The following is a 16,229-nucleotide window of genomic DNA, read 5'->3' as shown; positions in this document are numbered from 1 at the left end:
GCTCAGCCGCGAGGTCGAGTTCGCCACGTTCGCGGTCCCGTACATCGTCGGTGAGATCAAGCGGTTCTTCCGCGACACCAGTTGGGCCGTCCATGTGCCGCGCCGGCTCCAGGAGTTGCGGATCGACCTGGCGAAGGCCGTCGACGAGCTCTCCCAGAAGCTGGACCACACGCCGACCACCGCCGAACTCGCCGAGCACCTCGGGCTGGACGAGGAGGAGATCATCGAGGGCGTCGTCGCCAGCAACGGCTACACGGCCGGATCCATCGACATGCCCATGGACGACGCCTCCGACCACGGCGCGGCACCGCTGTCCGACCGCCTGGGCGCACCCGACGCCGACCTGGAGACGGCGGAGAACGTGCAGGCCCTCAAGCCGCTGATCGAGGAGCTCGACGACCGCGACCGGCGGATCCTGCGCATGCGCTTCGGCGAGGAGATGACGCAGTCGGAGATCGGCGAGAAGCTGGGTGTGTCCCAGATGCACGTGTCGCGGCTGCTGACCCGGATCACCGGGCGGCTGCGTGAGGGGCTGCTCGTGGTGGAGTGACGCCACCGCAGGAAACGGGCGGCGGGACCACCGCCGCCCGTCCCGGAACCACCTTCCCCCCACGGCAGAAACGGCGTCCTGGCAGACCAGGACGCCGTTTCTGTGCGTGAGAGAGCGTCAGCAGGATGCCTCGTGTGCGTGAGAGCGTCAGCAGGCGGCCGCCGACGAACGCATCCAGGTCGCCCGGACCGTCTTCCCGTACGGCTGCGGGCAGACCTCGACGCGGCCCGCGAGCCGCTGCACCATGTGCCAGCCGAATCCGCCCTCGCCCGAGAAGGAGGGCGGGCGCGCGACGGGCGGCAGCGGGCTGGAGTCCTCGATCTGCACAACGAGCGTGTCCGCACCCGCCGTCAGGTGCAGGCGCCACCAGCCGGCCGTGTGCCGGACCGCGTTGGAGACCAGCTCCGAGACGACGAGCAGCACGGCGTCCAGGTCCGCCCAGGGGCAGTGGTGCAGCAGGAACTCCGCCGTGGCCGTACGGGCCCCCGCGGTGTGTCTGCTCTCCGGATGCGGCGATTCCTCGATCACCACATGGCGCTGTGCGTTCATCAACGGCTCGTCTACCCGGTCCGCGCGCGTCTATGGGAGTGTCTCGCCGCACACCCCCTGCGACGCCTCCGGTGATCTTCTCGTTCACCCGAGCGCAATGTTTCCCCGTGTGCCGCGTCAGCGCGCAATGATCGGACGCCAATGCGCAACAACGGTGCATTACGGCTGTGAGCTGCGGACTCGTAGGCTCGGGCCCCGTACCAGGAGTGGCGGTGACCGTCTGCTCGGCGGTCCCTTCCCCCTGCGTGGTTCCACGCCTGCGGGCCGCCGGAGGTCCCCCTCGCCGATCCCCGCAGCGATGAAGGAGCCCCGACGTGCTGGACCACGGAGCAGCGCCGCCCGCGACCGAGCCACCGTCCTCCCCGACCCTCACCCGCGGCCCCGGCCTCGGCGCGCGGCTGATGCGCCGCAAGCCCGTCGAGCTGCTGGTCGCCGAGGGCGGTCAGGGGGAGGGCGGAGCGCTCCGCCGCTCGCTGACCATGTGGCAGCTGACGATGATCAGCATCGGCGCGACGCTCGGCACGGGCATCTTCGTCGTGCTCGGCGAGGCCACCCCGCTCGCCGGCCCCGCCGTCGCGGTCTCCTTCGTCGTCGCGGGCCTGACCGCGCTGTTCTCGGCCCTGTCGTACGCCGAGCTCGCCGGGTCCATCCCGGTCTCGGGATCCTCGTACTCCTACTCGTACGCCACCATGGGTGAGCTCGTCGCCTGGATCTGCGGCTGGTGTCTGGTGCTGGAGTACGGCGTCTCGGTCGCGGCCGTCGCCGTCGGTTGGGGCGAGTACGTCAACGAACTGCTCGACGGCACGATCGGCGTCACGATCCCGGACGCGGTCGCCGCGCCCCTCGGCGAGGGCGGCTTCATCAACCTGCCCGCGCTGATCGTCGTCCTTCTCGCCATGGTCTTCCTGATGGGCGGCGCCAAGGAGAGCGCCCGCATCAACACGATCATGGTCGTCATCAAGATCGCGACGCTGCTGCTCTTCTGCGGCATCGGCTTCCTCGGCATCAAGGCCGGCAACTACACCCCGCTCGCCCCGCTCGGCATCACCGGCATCAGCGCGGCGGCGGCGACGCTCTTCTTCTCGTACATCGGCTTCGACGCCGCGTCGACCGCCGGCGAGGAGGCGAAGAACCCCAAGCGGGACCTGCCGCGCGCGATCATGCTGTCGCTGCTCATCGTCACCGTCCTGTACTGCCTCGTCGCGCTGATCGCCGTCGGCGCCATGCCGTGGCAGGACTTCGAGGGCACCGAGGCCGCGCTCGCCCAGATCATGAAGGACGTCACCGGCCACAGCTTCTGGAGCGTGGTGCTCGCGGCGGGAGCCGTCGTCGCCATCGCGAGCGTCGTCTTCGCCGTGCTGTACGGCCAGACCCGCATCCTCTTCGCCATGTCCCGGGACGGCCTCGTGCCCAAGGCGTTCGCCAAGGTGGACGAACGCACCGGAACGCCCCGCGCCAACACCTTCATCGTCTCCGCCTTCTGCGCGGTGCTCGCCGCCACGATCCCGCTCGGCGAACTCGCCAACGCCACCAGCATCGGCACGCTCTTCGCGTTCGCGCTGGTCAACGTGGCCGTCGTCATCCTGCGCTACACCCGGCCCACCATGAACCGGACGTTCCGGGTGATGCTGTTCCCGCTCACGCCGCTGCTCGGCTTCGGGTTCTGCGTCTGGATGATGATCAGCCTTCCGGGCGTGACCTGGGTGGTCTTCGGTGCCTGGATGGCCGCGGGCCTCGTGTTCTACTTCCTGTACGGCCTTCGCCGCTCCCGACTCGCCACAGCAGAGAAGTGATCCACCCGCAGTGCGACTGAACGATCTCGACGAACGCATCGTCCACGCCCTCGCCGAGGACGCCCGCCGCTCCTACGCCGACATCGGAGCGATGGTCGGCCTGTCCGCCCCCGCCGTGAAGCGCAGGGTGGACCGGCTGCGCGCGGAAGGCGCCATCACCGGATTCACCGTACGGGTGGACCCGGCGGCGCTCGGCTGGGAGACCGAGGGCTTCATCGAGATCTACTGCAGCCGCAACACCTCGCCCGAGGCCATCGAGCGCGGGCTCAAGCGCTACCCGGAGATCGCGTCCGCCTCCACCGTCACCGGTGACGCGGACGCGATCGTCCAGGTCTTCGCCGCCGACATGCGCCACTTCGAACGGGTGCTGGAACGGATCGCGGGCGAGCCCTTCGTGGAGCGCACCAAGTCGGTGCTGGTGCTCTCGCCGCTGCTGCGGCGCTTCTCGTCGGGCGCGCCCGCGTAGCCGCGTCGGAGAGTGCGCAACGAATCGCCGCGGGAGGCAGCGGCGACGCAACGGATCGTCCATCGGTCCGCAACGGTTGCGTCTTGTCCCGGCCGAGCGCGAAAACGTACCGTTTTTGACGTCTCACCGACACTTCTTCCTCCGCCCCCCTTCACGACAGAGGTCTGCCGATGCCGTCGCTGCGCACCGCCCTGCTCCAGAGCTCCGGACGGCCCGGTGACGTCTCCGAGAACCTGAAGGCGCTCGACGAGGCCGCGGGCCGCGCCGCAGCCGCCGGCGCACGCCTGCTGGTGTGCCCCGAGATGTTCCTCACCGGGTACGCGATCGGCGACGACGTGCCGAAGCTGGCGGAGCCCGCCGACGGCCCCGGCGCCCGTGCCGTCGCCGAGATCGCCGTGCGCCACGGCATCGCCGTCCACTACGGCTACCCGGAGCGCGCCGGCGACCTGATCCACAACTCGGCGCAGCTGATCGGCCCGGACGGCGAGAGGCTCGCGAACTACCGCAAGACCCACCTCTTCGGCTGCTTCGAGCAGCAGTGGTTCACCCCCGGTGACACCGCCGTCGTGCAGGCGGAGCTCGACGGCATCCGCATCGGACTGCTGATCTGCTACGACGTGGAGTTCCCCGAGAACGTCCGGGCCCATGCGCTGGCCGGCACCGACCTGCTCCTCGTGCCCACCGCGCAGATGCACCCCTTCCAGTTCGTCGCGGAATCGCTCGTACCGGTCCGGGCGTTCGAGAGCCAGATGTACATCGCGTACGTCAACAGGTCCGGCCCCGAGGGCGAGTTCGAGTTCGTCGGACTCAGCTCGCTCGCGAGCCCCGACGGCGCCGTGCGCACCCGCGCGGGACGAGGCGAGGAACTCGTCGTCGGCGACGTCGACCCCGCACTCCTCGCCGCCTCGCGCGAGAACAACCCCTACCTGCGCGACCGGCGGCCCGGCCTCTACCGCTCCCTGGTCTGACCGCCGGCCCCCTCCCCGCCTCCCCCCGCCTCATCGTTTTCCGTGCAAGGAGTCCGTACCCCATGACGTCCACGGTGCCCACCACCGCCGTCCAGCACAGCGACGAGCAGCCGCCGATCACGATGTTCGGTCCGGACTTCCCGTACGCCTACGACGACTTCCTCGCCCACCCGGCGGGGCTCGGCCAGATACCCGCGACCGAGCACGGCACCGAGGTCGCCGTCATCGGCGGCGGTCTGTCCGGCATCGTCGCCGCGTACGAGCTGATGAAGATGGGCCTCAAGCCCGTCGTCTACGAGGCGGATCGCATCGGCGGACGCCTGCGCACCGTGGGCTTCGAGGGCACCGGCACGGACGAGCTGAGCGCCGAGATGGGCGCCATGCGCTTCCCGCCCTCCTCCACGGCCCTGCAGCACTACATCGACCTGGTGGGCCTGACCACCAAGCCGTTCCCCAACCCGCTCGCGCCCTGCACCCCCTCCACCGTGGTGGACCTCAAGGGCGAGTCGCACTACGCCGAGACCATCGACGACCTGCCGCAGGTCTACCGCGACGTGATGGACGCCTGGAACGCCTGTCTGGAGGAGGGCGCCGACTTCTCCGACATGAACCGCGCCATGCGCGAGCGCGACGTACCGCGCATCCGCGAGATCTGGGCGAAGCTCGTCGAGAAGCTGGACAACCAGACCTTCTACGGCTTCCTGTGCGAGTCGGAGGCCTTCAAGTCCTTCCGCCACCGCGAGATCTTCGGCCAGGTCGGCTTCGGCACGGGTGGCTGGGACACCGACTTCCCGAACTCCATCCTGGAGATCCTGCGCGTCGTCTACTCCGAGGCCGACGACCACCACCGCGGCATCGTCGAGGGCAGCCAGCAGCTCCCGCTGCGCCTGTGGGACCGCGAGCCCGAGAAGATCGTCCACTGGCCGCTCGGGACCTCGCTGTCGTCGCTGCACGACGGAGAGCCGCGGCCCGCCGTCACCCGGCTGAACCGCACCGCGGGCAACCGGATCACGGTGACCGACGCCTCCGGTGACATCCGTACCTACCGGGCCGCGATCTTCACCGCGCAGTCGTGGATGCTGCTGTCGAAGATCGCGTGCGACGACTCGCTCTTCCCCATCGACCACTGGACGGCGATGGAGCGGACCCACTACATGGAGTCCTCCAAGCTGTTCGTCCCGGTGGACCGGCCCTTCTGGCTGGACAAGGACGAGATCACCGGACGCGACGCGATGTCGATGACGCTCACCGACCGCATGACCCGCGGCACGTACCTGCTCGACAACGGTCCCGACAAGCCGGCCGTGATCTGCCTGTCGTACACCTGGTGCGACGACAGCCTGAAGTGGCTGCCGCTGTCCCCGAACGAGCGGATGGAGGTCATGCTCAAGTCGCTCGGGGAGATCTACCCGAACGTCGACATCCGCAGCCACATCATCGGCAACCCCGTGACCGTGTCGTGGGAGAACGAGCCCTACTTCATGGGCGCGTTCAAGGCGAACCTGCCCGGCCACTACCGCTACCAGCGCCGCCTGTTCACCCACTTCATGCAGGACGGGCTGCCCGAGGACAAGCGCGGCATCTTCCTCGCCGGCGACGACATCTCGTGGACGGCCGGCTGGGCCGAGGGCGCCGTGCAGACCGCGCTGAACGCCGTCTGGGGCGTCATGACCCACCTCGGCGGGTCCACCGACCCGTCCAACCCCGGTCCCGGCGACCTCTACGACGAGATCGCGCCCGTCGAACTGCCGGAGGACTGAACCGCCGCCCCGGCTCCCGGCCGTGTGCCGGCGGAGCCGGGGCGCGTCAGCGCCAGGGGGTCAGCAGGCAGCGGCCCACCAGACCGACGCCCGCGTCGAGGCGCTCGACGAACTCCTCGGCAAGATCCGGCAGATCACGCAGCCCCCACAGCAGCCGCGCCGCCGACCACGCGCCCTCCCTGGCGCGGTCCAGGCTCCACGAGCCGACGAGGTGCGTCAGGGGGTCGGCGATCTGCAGCAGGTCGGGCCCGGGCATCACGTCCTCGCGGATGCGTTCCTCCAGCAGCACGAGCACGTCGCCGACCCGGTCGAACGCGCCCTCCAGGTCGGCCGGTTCGCAGCCGAGCGCATGGCAGGTGTCGACGACGGCGAGCGCCAGGTCGTGCCCGATGTGCGCGTTGATCCCGGCGAGCGCGAACTGGAGCGGCCGTACGCCGGGATGGCGGCGGTACTGGAACAGCGGCCGCCAGCAGGCCGGCGGGCGCAGCCCCTCCGAGGCCGCGTCGAGCGCCGACAGGTAGCGGCGGGCGAACAGCACGTCGAGCGTGACGGCGGCCCGCCGGTCGGCGAACAGGCCGTCGTCGATGTGCCGGCCGATCTCCAGGGTGACCGCGAGATAGACGCGGTTGAACACAGCGAGGCCGTCCCCGGCCGGCCAGGCGGAGCCGTACGCGAGCATCCGCCGCACCACCGAGTCGACCGCCGCCGGGCCGTCGCCCGGTAGCACTGCGAGCTGTTCACTCTGCGCCATGGAGGCAGGGTCCCAGGCCGCGGCCCGGCGGCGCGGTGACGGGCCGCGGCTTCCCCGGAAAGGAGGACGAGGCGCCTCTAGGCACCCGCGCCGGGCCTGCTCCGGGCGTCCTCGGCGTCCTTCGCGTCGTACGAGGAGGTCCCGGAGTCCAGCAGGGGCTCCTGCTCCTTCATCCGCTCCTGTGGCGAGCGTCGCTCTGGGCGACCGCACGACGACGCGCACGGCTCGCGGGCGCTCGCTCGTCCGGCTGGACGCCGGCAGCCTGCGGCCCGCGCCCTGGAGCGAGCGGTTCAGGGGCGTCGGCCCGGTACTGCTGCGTCCTGCGGAGTGACGACCTTCAGGCTCTCCCGGCCTGCCGTCCGCAGCACGCCCGCGCCCAGCACCAGCCCGAGCGCGAGCGCGGTCACCAGGCCGAAGGAGACGACGAGGCTGGTCGCGTCGGCGACGGCGCCGATCGCCGACGGCGCGATGAGCCCGGACGTGTAGGTGATGGTGGCGACGCCCGCGATCGCCTGGCTCGGGTTCGGCCCGCTGCGGCCCGCGGCCGCGAAGGCCAGCGGCACGACGACCGCGACCCCCAGGCCGATCAGCCCGAAGCCGCACAACGCCACCTCGGGTCGGGGCGCGACGACCACCAGCAGCCCGCCCGCCGTCGCCAGCACACCGCCGACGCGCACTGTGCGCACCGGCCCGAACCGGTCGACGATCCGGTCGCCGGCGAGCCGCGCCACGGCCATCGTCAGCGCGAAGGCCGTGGTCGACGCGGCGGCGAGCCCCGGCGACGTGTCCAGCACGTCGCGCAGGTAGACCGCGGACCAGTCCAGGCTCGCGCCCTCCGCGAACACCGCGCAGAATCCGATCGCGCCGATGACCAGCGCCGACCTGGGCGGCAGCGCGAAGCGCGGCGGCGGCTCCTCGTCGGGGGTACTGCGCAGGTCCAGGACGCCCTGGCAGGCGAACAGCCCGAGCGCGGTGAGCGTCGCGGCCGCGAGCACGTGGTGGAGGCGGGCGTCGCTGCCCAGGTGGGCGGCGAGCGTGCCGCCCGCCGAGCCGATCAGCGCGCCCGCACTCCACATGCCGTGCAGCCCGGACATGATCGAGCGGTCGAGGCGGTTCTCGATCTCCACGCCCAGGGCGTTCATCGCCACGTCCGACATGCCCGCGGTCGCGCCGAACGCGAACAGCGCGGCGCACAGGGTGAAGAGGTTCGGCGCGAGGGACGGGAGGACCAGGCTCAGCGTCCACAGCGCGAGCAGTCCGCGCAGCGCGGTCCGCGCCCCGAAGCGGTGACTGATCGCCCCGGCCAGCGGCATCGCCACGGACGCGCCGAGCGCGGGGAACGCCAGCGCAAGTCCCAACTGGCCCGCACCGACGCCCGCGTGGTCCTGGATCCAGGGGATGCGGGTCGCGAAGCTGCCGGTCACGGCGCCGTGCACACAGAAGACGGCGGCGACGGCGACGCGGGCGCGTTTCAGTCGGCCCGGCTCCGTGGCCATTTCCCTCGACATGCGGATATCCCTCCCCGAGTACCTTGAGCGGTAAACTATCAGGGACCCTTCCTGATAGTTACTGGGTTCCGTGCTCCTCTGAGCGGCCGGGGTCCTCTGGAAGGATTCCGGCATGCCCGCATCCCCGAGCACCGCCCGGGCCATCAACGACCGGCTCGCCCTGGAACTCCTCCAGCAGGAGGGCCCGTTGACGGCAGGTCAGCTGAAGAGCCTCACCGGCCTGTCCAGGCCGACCGTCGCCGACCTGGTGGAGCGGCTCCAGGGCTCCGGCCTCGTCCGCGTCGTCGGCGAGGCGGGCGCGGACCGGCGCGGGCCCAACGCCCGCCTGTACGGGATCGTCGCCGACCGCGCGCATCTCGCCGCCCTCGACGTCCGCACGCAGAGCGTCTCCGTCGTGGTCGCCGACCTGCTCGGGACCACGCTGGCCGAGGCCACGCTGCCCATCGACGGTGACACCGGCACCGAACCCGCCGTCGAACAGGCCGCCGCGCTCCTGGAGCGCGCCGTCCGGGACGCCGGTGCCGCCCGCCTGCACAGCGTGGGCATCGGGGCACCGGGACTGATCGACCCGGTCGCCGGAGAGCTACGCGAGTCCAGCGGGCTGCCCGCCTGGCACCGGCGTCTGGTCACCGCGCTCCAGGAGCGGCTCCCCGCACAGGTGGTCGTCGAGAACGAGACGAACCTCGCGGCCCTGGCCGAGCAGCGCTCCGGTGCGGCGCGCGACCGGGAGACGTTCGCCTTCCTCTGGCTGGGCCACGGCGTCGGCGCGGCGCTGTTCCTCGACGGACGGCTGCGCAGGGGCGCGTCCGGCGGAGCGGGCGAGATCGGCTTCCTGCCCGTGCCGGGGACGGCCGGCCTGCCGTCGGCGGTCGACTGCGGCGGCGGTTTCCACTCGCTGGCCGGGTCGGCGGCGGTCTGCGCGCTGGGGGAGCGCCATGGGATCGGGGCGCCGGCCGAGGGTCCGGAACCTCGGGCCGCGGCGGTGGTCGCGGCCGCCGTCGCCGACGGCCGCCACGACTTCCTCGACGCCCTCGCCGACCGCCTCGCGGTGGGCGCGGCGGCGGTCGTGTCGGTGCTGGACCCGGGCTGCGTGGTCCTCGGCGGAGAGGTGGGCCACGCGGGCGGCGCGGCGCTGGCGTCGCGCGTGGAGCCGCGGCTCGCGAGGATGTCACCGCTGCGAACGGAGGTGCGTGCGGGGGAGTTGGGCGGGGCGGCGGTCCTGAGCGGCGCGCTGCGACTGGCTCGCGAGGCGGCGCAACGGGACCTGTTCGCGGGGGCGTGACGCCGGCGCGGGGCGTTTCCCCGACCCGCCCTCCCCCTACGGCCTGGCGGTCGTGGACGGTATCCCCTCGCGGAGCGGAATCAGCCCGTCTGGGGCACTCCCAGGCCCTCTTCGCGTGCCGGTCCTGCGGATTCGTTGCTCACGCAGACCGCAACGGCTCCCGCAACATCCGGTCAGAGGCCTGGAGTTGTGGCTCGGGGACATGCCGACGCGCGGTCGCCGTACTTGGTCAATTCCCGCCTGGGAAGCTGATACAGAGGCGAAAACGGCCGGACCGCATGCCTCAATATGTCTGGACCATTCCGTCGGACTGTGTCATGTGTGAGTCAGTCCACAGCGTTCACCCGCATGGCCGAGCGTCCGGCATGGCACACTGGCCCTGTATCAGCAGCAGCGCACTCCGGGGTCGGTGCAATTCCGAACCGGCGGTTACAGTCCGCGACCCGTCCGCAGCCAGCGGCCGGTTGACCAGGTGAAATTCCTGGACCGACGGTTAAAGTCCGGATGGGAGGCAGTGCGCGGCGGGTGACCCCTCATGGGTGTGCCGGCCGTACGGCTACGGATCGACGTTCGCGGCGATCCTGTGCCATCGGCCTCGGCGTTCCCCGTGCGGTGTTGTTTCCCGCTCTCTGTCGTCACCGACAGGCCCCGGAGTCCGTGCCCGAATGAGGCAGGAGGACCCGGTGGCCACAGCCGACACGCACGCCATGCGACGGGCGATCACGCTCGCCGCCCGCGGTCTCGGCTCCACCAGCCCCAACCCGGTCGTCGGATGCGTCGTCACCGACGCCGCCGGACGCGTCGTCGGCGAGGGCTTCCACCAGCGCGCCGGCGGACGGCACGCCGAGGTCAACGCCCTGCGCGCCGCCGGCGACCTGGCCCGCGGCGGCACCGCGTACGTCACCCTCGAACCCTGCAACCACACCGGACGCACCGGCCCCTGCGCACAGGCCCTGATCGAGGCCGGTGTCGCCCGTGTCGTGTACGCGGTCGCCGACCCGACCCCGCAGGCCACCGGCGGTGCCGACACCCTGCGCGCCGCCGGGATCCGGGTCGAGCAAGGGCTCCTGGAGGACGAGGCCGAGGCCGGCAACGCCGCCTGGCTCACTTCCGTACGCCTCGGCCGCCCCCACGTCACCTGGAAGTACGCGGCCACCCTCGACGGCCGCATCGCCGCGGCCGACGGCACCAGCCGCTGGATCAGCTCGCCGGAGTCCCGGGCCGATGTGCACCGCCTGCGCGCCGAGTCCGACGCGGTCGTCGTCGGCTCGGGCACCATGCGGGCCGACGACCCCCACCTCGCGGTGCGCGGCGTCGAGGGCGCGACCCAGCCCCTGCGGGTCGTCGTCGACAGCGACGCCGTGGCGGTGCGGCCCGGCGCGCGCGTGCTCGACGACGCGGCGCCCACGCTCGTCGCGATCGCCGAGGACGCCGAGAGCGACCTGTCCGACGTCCTGCGCCTGCCGCGCGCCGAGCGCGGGCTGTCCGTGCCTGCGCTGCTCGCCGGGCTGCACGAGCGCGGCGTCCGCTCCGTCCTCCTCGAAGGCGGCCCGACCCTCGCCGGAGCCTTCGTCAACGCGAACGCCGTCGACCGCGTCGTCGGCTATCTCGCGCCCGCACTCCTCGGCGCGGGCCCCGCGGCCCTCGCCGACGCCGGAATCACCACCATCGCCGAAGCGTTGCGGCTCGACGTCACCGAGATCGTGCGCATCGGACCCGATCTGCGCATCACCGCGACCGTCACCAAGGGAGCTTGAGTGTTCACCGGAATCGTCGAAGAGCTGGGTGAGGTCACCGCCGTCGAGAACCTCGGCGACGCCTCCCGCTTCCGCCTGCGCGGACCCGTCGTCACCGAAGGGGCCAAGCACGGCGACTCGATCGCCGTCAACGGTGTCTGCCTCACCGTCGTGGAGACCGGCGACGGCGAGTTCACCGCCGACGTGATGGCCGAGACGCTCAAGCGCTCCAGCCTCGGGGCCCTCACCACCGGCTCCCGCGTCAACCTGGAGCGCCCGATGGTGGCCGACGGACGCTTCGGCGGCCACATCGTCCAGGGGCACGTCGACGGCACCGGCACCATCGTCGAGCGCACGCCCTCGGAGCACTGGGAGATCGTGAAGGTCTCCCTCCCCGCCGAGCTGGCCCGGTACGTCGTCGAGAAGGGCTCCATCACCGTCGACGGCGTGAGCCTCACCGTCGTCGAAGCGGGCCCCGACTACTTCACGATCAGCCTGATCCCCACGACGCTCGCCCTGACCACGCTCGGCGTCAAGCAGAGCGGCGACCCGGTCAACCTCGAGGTCGACGTCATCGCCAAGTACGTCGAGCGGCTGCTCGGCGCGGACCCGAGGGAGAGCGCGAAGTGAGCGCGCTGAGCTGGCTCAACACGGAGGCGTTCACCCTCTTCGGGCAGCACATCATGTGGTCCGACATGATCGGCAACACCATCGGGCTCGTCGCGCTCGCCCTCGGCTGGCGCCGCTCCGTCCTCACCTGGCCCGCGCAGCTGCTGTCCGGGGTCATCCTCGTCGGGGCGTACGCCTCCGCCCATCTCAGCGGCGGCGTCGGCAAGCAGCTCCTGGTCATCGGCGTGGCCGCCTGGGGCTGGCACCAGTGGACCCGCGGTCGCCGGCAGGCCCAGGACGGCTCCATCGCCGTCCGGTTCGCCTCCTGGAAGGAGCGCGGCTGGCTCGCCGCCGGCGCCGTGCTCGGCACGCTCGCGGTAGGCGGCCTGTTCACCGCGTTCCCGTCGCTGTCCTGGAGCCCGTGGGCCGACGCGTACATCTTCGTCGGCACGCTGGTCGCGATGGTCGCCCAGGCCCGCGGCCTGGTCGAGTTCTGGTTCGCCTGGCTGCTGGTCGACCTCGTCGGCGTGCCGCTCGCCTTCAGCAGCGGCCTCGCCTTCTCCGGCCTCGTCTACGTGATCTACTTCGCCCTCGTCGTGTGGGGCGCCTACGACTGGTGGCAGCGCTCTCGCCGGAGTGCCGCGCCCGCTCTGGAAGGAGTCGCAGCATGACTGCCCGCCCGTCACCCACCACCGCCCTGCCGGAGGCTTCCCCGGCGTCTTCGGCCTGGGGGGAGCCCCACCGCGCCGCCCCTGGGGTCCAGACCTGGTACGCCGCCGACAGCTTCGAGGATCTCGCGCTCGACCCCGTCGAGCAGGCCATACGCGACATCGCCGCGGGCCGCCCGGTCGTCGTCGTCGACGACGAGGACCGCGAGAACGAGGGCGACCTCGTCATCGCCGCCGAGAAGGCCACGCCCGAGATCATCGCCTTCATGATGAGCGAGTGCCGCGGGCTCATCTGCGCCCCGATGGAGAGCGACGAGCTGGAGCGCCTGGAGCTGCCCCAGATGGTGGGCAACAACACCGAGTCGATGCAGACGGCCTTCACCGTCTCCGTCGACGCGGGCCCCGCCTACGGCGTCACCACCGGCATCTCCGCCTCCGACCGCGCCACCACACTCCGGCTGCTGGCCGGCGGGCAGGCCGGCCCGTCCGACTTCGTGCGGCCCGGGCACATCTTCCCGCTGCGTGCCAAGCCCGGCGGTGTGCTGACCCGTCCCGGCCACACCGAGGCCGCCGTCGACCTCGCACGGCTCGCGGGGCTGCGCCCGGCCGGCGCGATCGTCGAGATCGCCGGTGAGGACGGCGTCATGCTGCGGCTGCCCGAACTCGTCCCGTTCGCCCGCAAGCACGGCCTGACGATCATCTCCATCGAGGACCTGATCGCCTACCGCCGCAGCTCCGAGCCGACCGTCAAGCGTGAGGCGGAGGTCAACCTGCCCACCGCCCACGGGCAGTTCACCGCCTACGGCTACCGCTCCACCATCGACGGCGTCGAGCACGTCGCCCTCGTCCACGGCGAGCTCGGCGACGGCGAGGACGTGCTCGTGCGCGTCCACTCCGAGTGCCTGACCGGCGACATCTTCCACTCGCTGCGCTGCGACTGCGGGCCCCAGCTGGAGGCCTCCATGGACCGCATCACCGAGGCCGGCCGCGGCGTCGTCGTCTACCTGCGCGGTCACGAGGGCCGTGGCATCGGACTGCTGTCCAAGCTGCGGGCGTACGAGCTCCAGGAGCGCGGCCGCGACACCCTGGACGCCAATCTGGAGCTCGGACTGCCCGCCGACGCCCGCGACTACGCGGCCGGGGCGCAGATCCTCGCCGACCTCGGGGTTCGCAGCACACGGCTGATGACCAACAACCCCGACAAGACCGCCGCGCTCATCCGGCACGGCATCGCCGTCCTCGGACGCGAGCCGATGCCCGTGAAGGCGGGCGAGCACAACCTGCGGTACCTGCGCACCAAGCGGGACCGGATGGGCCACGACCTGCCCTGGCTCGACGCCGCCGGCACGTCCCCCTGCAACAACCAGTAAGACAGCCACAGAGCAACAAGGAGACACGTACGTGAGCGGCAAGGGCGCACCCGAACTGAGCGTGAAGAACTGCGGCGACCTCCGGGTCGCCGTGATCGCGGCGCAGTGGCACGAGAAGATCATGGACGGACTCGTCGACGGCGCCCTGCGCGCCCTCCACGAGCTCGGCATCGACGAGCCGACCCTCCTGCGGGTCCCCGGTAGCTTCGAGCTGCCGGTCGTGGCCAAGGTCCTCGCCGGCCGCGGCTACGACGCGATCGTGGCGCTCGGCGTCGTCATCCGCGGCGGCACTCCCCACTTCGAGTACGTGTGCCAGGGCGTCACCCAGGGCCTCACCCAGGTGTCCATCGACACGGGCGTCCCGGTCGGCTTCGGCGTACTGACCTGCGACACCGAGGAGCAGGCGCTCGACCGGGCCGGACTGGAAGGGTCGAACGAGGACAAGGGGCACGAAGCGGTCACCGCCGCCGTGGCCACCGCGACCATCCTGCGTTCAGTATCCGAACCCTGGCGCTGAGGAGAGCCCACTTCCGCGTAGGGTGGGAGCACCATGTCCAAGAAGACGTTCGAGGAGCTCTTCACCGAGCTCCAGCACAAGGCCGCCAACGGCGACCCCGCCACCTCCCGCACCGCCGAGCTGGTGGACAAGGGCGTGCACGCCATCGGCAAGAAGGTCGTCGAGGAGGCCGCCGAAGTGTGGATGGCCGCCGAGTACGAGGGCAAGGACGCCGCCGCCGAGGAGATCTCCCAGCTGCTGTACCACGTCCAGGTGATGATGGTCGCGCGCGGGATCTCCCTCGACGACGTCTACGCCCACCTCTGAGCCCGCCCCGCCCGTACGTACAGCCCACGCGAACAAAGGAAGCCCGTCTCATGCTGCGCATCGCCGTCCCCAACAAGGGTTCACTGTCCGGACCTGCGTCGGCGATGCTCCATGAGGCCGGCTACCAGCAGCGCAAGGAGTCCAAGGAACTCGTCCTCGTCGACCCCGAGAACGAGGTCGAGTTCTTCTACCTGCGCCCCCGCGACATCGCGATCTACGTCAGCTCCGGCAAGCTCGACATCGGCATCACCGGCCGAGACCTGCTGCTGGACTCCGGTGCGAACGCCGAGGAGATCCTCCAGCTGGGCTTCGCCCGCTCCACCTTCCGCTACGCCACCAAGCCCGGCACCGCGAAGGGAGTCCAGGACTTCGGCGGCATGACGATCGCCACCTCCTACGAGGGCATCGTCGACAAACACCTCGCCGACAACGGCGTCGACGCCTCCGTCGTCCACCTCGACGGCGCTGTCGAGACCGCGATCGAGCTGGGTGTCGCCCAGGTCATCGCGGACGTCGTCGAGACGGGCACCAGCCTGCGCAACGCGGGCCTCGAAGTGATCGGCGAGCCGATCATGACCTCGGAGGCCGTCGTCATCCGGCGCACCGGAGCCGACGCCGAGGACCCGCAGGTGCAGCAGTTCCTGCGGCGTCTCCAGGGCGTCCTCGTCGCCCGCAGCTACGTGATGATGGACTACGACTGCCGCGTCGAGAATCTGGAGCAGGCCGTCGCGCTCACCCCCGGGCTCGAGTCGCCGACCATCTCCCCGCTCCACCACGAGGGCTGGGTCGCCGTCCGCTCGATGGTCGCCGCCAAGGAGGCCCAGCGGATCATGGACGACCTGTACGCGCTCGGCGCGCGGGCCATCCTCACCACGGCCATCCACGCCTGCCGGCTCTGAGGGACGGCCCGACACATGCCCACCGCGACACCCCGCGTCCCCGCGCTCCCGGTCACCTTCAGGCCGACCCGCACCCGGATCGTCCTGCTCACCGTGGGCGCGGTGATGTGCACCGTTCTCATCGCCGTCACCCTCCTCCTCGAACGCCTCAGCGGTCCGGAGCGGGTGAGCTTCATCTTCACCGCGCTGCTCTTCTTCGGCGTGCTGGCGCTGCTCAGCAGGCCGAAGGTGGTCGCCGACGAGGACGGGGTGACCGTCGTCAACCTCACCCGGACGCGGCGGCTCGCCTGGCCCGAGATCCTGCGCGTCAACCTGCGACCCGGTGACCCCTGGGTCTTCCTCGACCTCAGCGACGGCACGAGCCTGCCGGCCCTCGGCATCCAGCCGGGCATCGCCAAGGCCCAGGCCATCGACGACGCCCGCGCCCTGCGTGCCCTCGCCGAAACCCACGGCACCCGCCCGGACGACGACTAGGCAGTTTCGTTTGGATCAGTCGG

At 71.4% G+C, this 16,229-nt stretch carries 17 protein-coding genes, 2 pseudogenes and 1 riboswitch; of the genes and pseudogenes, 16 read left to right on the top strand and 3 right to left on the bottom strand.

The genetic code is table 11. From position 1 onward, the window contains the following. On the top strand, positions 1–550 hold a 550-nt coding region (locus HW130_RS32045; protein ID WP_177153284.1), incomplete at its 5' end, for a sigma-70 family RNA polymerase sigma factor. A 147-nt stretch (positions 551–697) separates the two neighbouring features. Here HW130_RS32045 and HW130_RS32040 read toward each other — a convergent pair. Further along, positions 698–1,099, bottom strand: coding sequence for an ATP-binding protein (locus HW130_RS32040; RefSeq protein ID WP_177153283.1), 402 nt, complete (start codon positions 1,097–1,099; stop codon positions 698–700). 314 nt (positions 1,100–1,413) lie between these two features. On the opposite strand from HW130_RS32040, the gene HW130_RS32035 reads away from it, so the two are divergent. The 4 genes from HW130_RS32035 (at position 1,414) to HW130_RS32020 (ending at position 6,086) form a co-directional block, all read left to right on the top strand. After that, entirely contained in the window at positions 1,414–2,892 is a 1,479-nt protein-coding gene (locus HW130_RS32035) for an amino acid transporter (protein ID WP_177153282.1), read from the top strand. Between the two features lie 10 nt (positions 2,893–2,902). Beyond that, complete coding sequence (locus tag HW130_RS32030; protein WP_177153281.1) at positions 2,903–3,358, top strand: Lrp/AsnC family transcriptional regulator; 456 nt, start codon at positions 2,903–2,905, stop codon at positions 3,356–3,358. Positions 3,359–3,528: 170 nt separating this feature from the next. Then, positions 3,529–4,326, top strand: coding sequence for a carbon-nitrogen hydrolase family protein (locus HW130_RS32025; RefSeq protein ID WP_177153280.1), 798 nt, complete (start codon positions 3,529–3,531; stop codon positions 4,324–4,326). 62 nt (positions 4,327–4,388) lie between these two features. Next, complete coding sequence (locus HW130_RS32020; protein ID WP_177153279.1) at positions 4,389–6,086, top strand: NAD(P)/FAD-dependent oxidoreductase; 1,698 nt, start codon at positions 4,389–4,391, stop codon at positions 6,084–6,086. A gap of 46 nt (positions 6,087–6,132) precedes the next feature. Here HW130_RS32020 and HW130_RS32015 read toward each other — a convergent pair whose 3' ends face one another. Then, positions 6,133–6,837, bottom strand: coding sequence for a DUF5995 family protein (locus HW130_RS32015; RefSeq protein ID WP_177153278.1), 705 nt, complete (start codon positions 6,835–6,837; stop codon positions 6,133–6,135). Positions 6,838–7,060: 223 nt separating this feature from the next. Here HW130_RS32015 and HW130_RS36420 point away from each other — a divergent pair. After that, positions 7,061–7,168 (top strand): annotated as a pseudogene (locus HW130_RS36420) (acyl-CoA thioesterase); the annotation flags it as partial. Here the strand turns inward: HW130_RS36420 and HW130_RS32010 are convergent. Beyond that, positions 7,128–8,345, bottom strand: coding sequence for an MFS transporter (locus HW130_RS32010; RefSeq protein WP_177153277.1), 1,218 nt, complete (start codon positions 8,343–8,345; stop codon positions 7,128–7,130). The pseudogene HW130_RS36420 and the gene HW130_RS32010 overlap by 41 nt on opposite strands. A 112-nt stretch (positions 8,346–8,457) precedes the next feature. Here HW130_RS32010 and HW130_RS32005 point away from each other — a divergent pair, with 112 nt between their 5' ends. The 10 genes and pseudogenes from HW130_RS32005 (at position 8,458) to HW130_RS31960 (ending at position 16,206) form a co-directional block, all read left to right on the top strand. Continuing rightward, positions 8,458–9,627, top strand: a complete 1,170-nt coding sequence (locus tag HW130_RS32005) for an ROK family transcriptional regulator (protein ID WP_177153276.1) — start codon at positions 8,458–8,460, stop codon at positions 9,625–9,627. Continuing rightward, positions 9,624–9,788: pseudogene (locus tag HW130_RS36855) on the top strand (hypothetical protein); the annotation flags it as partial. The gene HW130_RS32005 and the pseudogene HW130_RS36855, both read left to right, overlap by 4 nt. A 230-nt stretch (positions 9,789–10,018) precedes the next feature. After that, a riboswitch (FMN riboswitch) is annotated at positions 10,019–10,149 on the top strand. A 161-nt stretch (positions 10,150–10,310) separates the two neighbouring features. Continuing rightward, the gene (gene ribD, locus HW130_RS31995; protein ID WP_309140644.1) at positions 10,311–11,384 is read left to right on the top strand and encodes a bifunctional diaminohydroxyphosphoribosylaminopyrimidine deaminase/5-amino-6-(5-phosphoribosylamino)uracil reductase RibD; all 1,074 of its coding nucleotides are present in this window, start codon (positions 10,311–10,313) and stop codon (positions 11,382–11,384) included. Further along, positions 11,385–11,993, top strand: a complete 609-nt coding sequence (locus tag HW130_RS31990) for a riboflavin synthase (protein ID WP_177153274.1) — start codon at positions 11,385–11,387, stop codon at positions 11,991–11,993. It begins immediately after the preceding gene. Next, positions 11,990–12,643 (top strand): nicotinamide mononucleotide transporter family protein, encoded by a 654-nt coding sequence (locus tag HW130_RS31985; protein WP_177153273.1) that lies wholly within the window; start codon positions 11,990–11,992, stop codon positions 12,641–12,643. The genes HW130_RS31990 and HW130_RS31985 overlap by 4 nt, the downstream gene beginning before the upstream one ends. Continuing rightward, the gene (locus HW130_RS31980; protein ID WP_177153272.1) at positions 12,640–14,010 is read left to right on the top strand and encodes a bifunctional 3,4-dihydroxy-2-butanone-4-phosphate synthase/GTP cyclohydrolase II; all 1,371 of its coding nucleotides are present in this window, start codon (positions 12,640–12,642) and stop codon (positions 14,008–14,010) included. Before HW130_RS31985 ends, HW130_RS31980 begins: the two co-directional genes overlap by 4 nt. A 31-nt stretch (positions 14,011–14,041) precedes the next feature. Continuing rightward, positions 14,042–14,527, top strand: a complete 486-nt coding sequence (gene ribH, locus HW130_RS31975) for a 6,7-dimethyl-8-ribityllumazine synthase (protein WP_177153271.1) — start codon at positions 14,042–14,044, stop codon at positions 14,525–14,527. Positions 14,528–14,560: 33 nt separating this feature from the next. Then, entirely contained in the window at positions 14,561–14,833 is a 273-nt protein-coding gene (locus HW130_RS31970; RefSeq protein ID WP_011027788.1) for a phosphoribosyl-ATP diphosphatase, read from the top strand. A 50-nt stretch (positions 14,834–14,883) separates the two neighbouring features. Further along, on the top strand, positions 14,884–15,732 hold the full coding sequence (hisG, locus tag HW130_RS31965; protein WP_177153270.1) for an ATP phosphoribosyltransferase: 849 nt from the start codon (positions 14,884–14,886) through the stop codon (positions 15,730–15,732). A 15-nt stretch (positions 15,733–15,747) separates the two neighbouring features. Continuing rightward, a complete protein-coding gene (locus tag HW130_RS31960; RefSeq protein WP_177153269.1) occupies positions 15,748–16,206 on the top strand; it encodes a PH domain-containing protein in 459 nt (152 codons plus the stop codon). Positions 16,207–16,229: the final 23 nt, after the last annotated feature.

This window comes from Streptomyces sp. PKU-EA00015 (genome assembly GCF_013387495.1).
In the GTDB taxonomy this organism is placed as follows: domain Bacteria; phylum Actinomycetota; class Actinomycetes; order Streptomycetales; family Streptomycetaceae; genus Streptomyces.
This window is presented reverse-complemented; position numbering and strand designations above follow the sequence as displayed.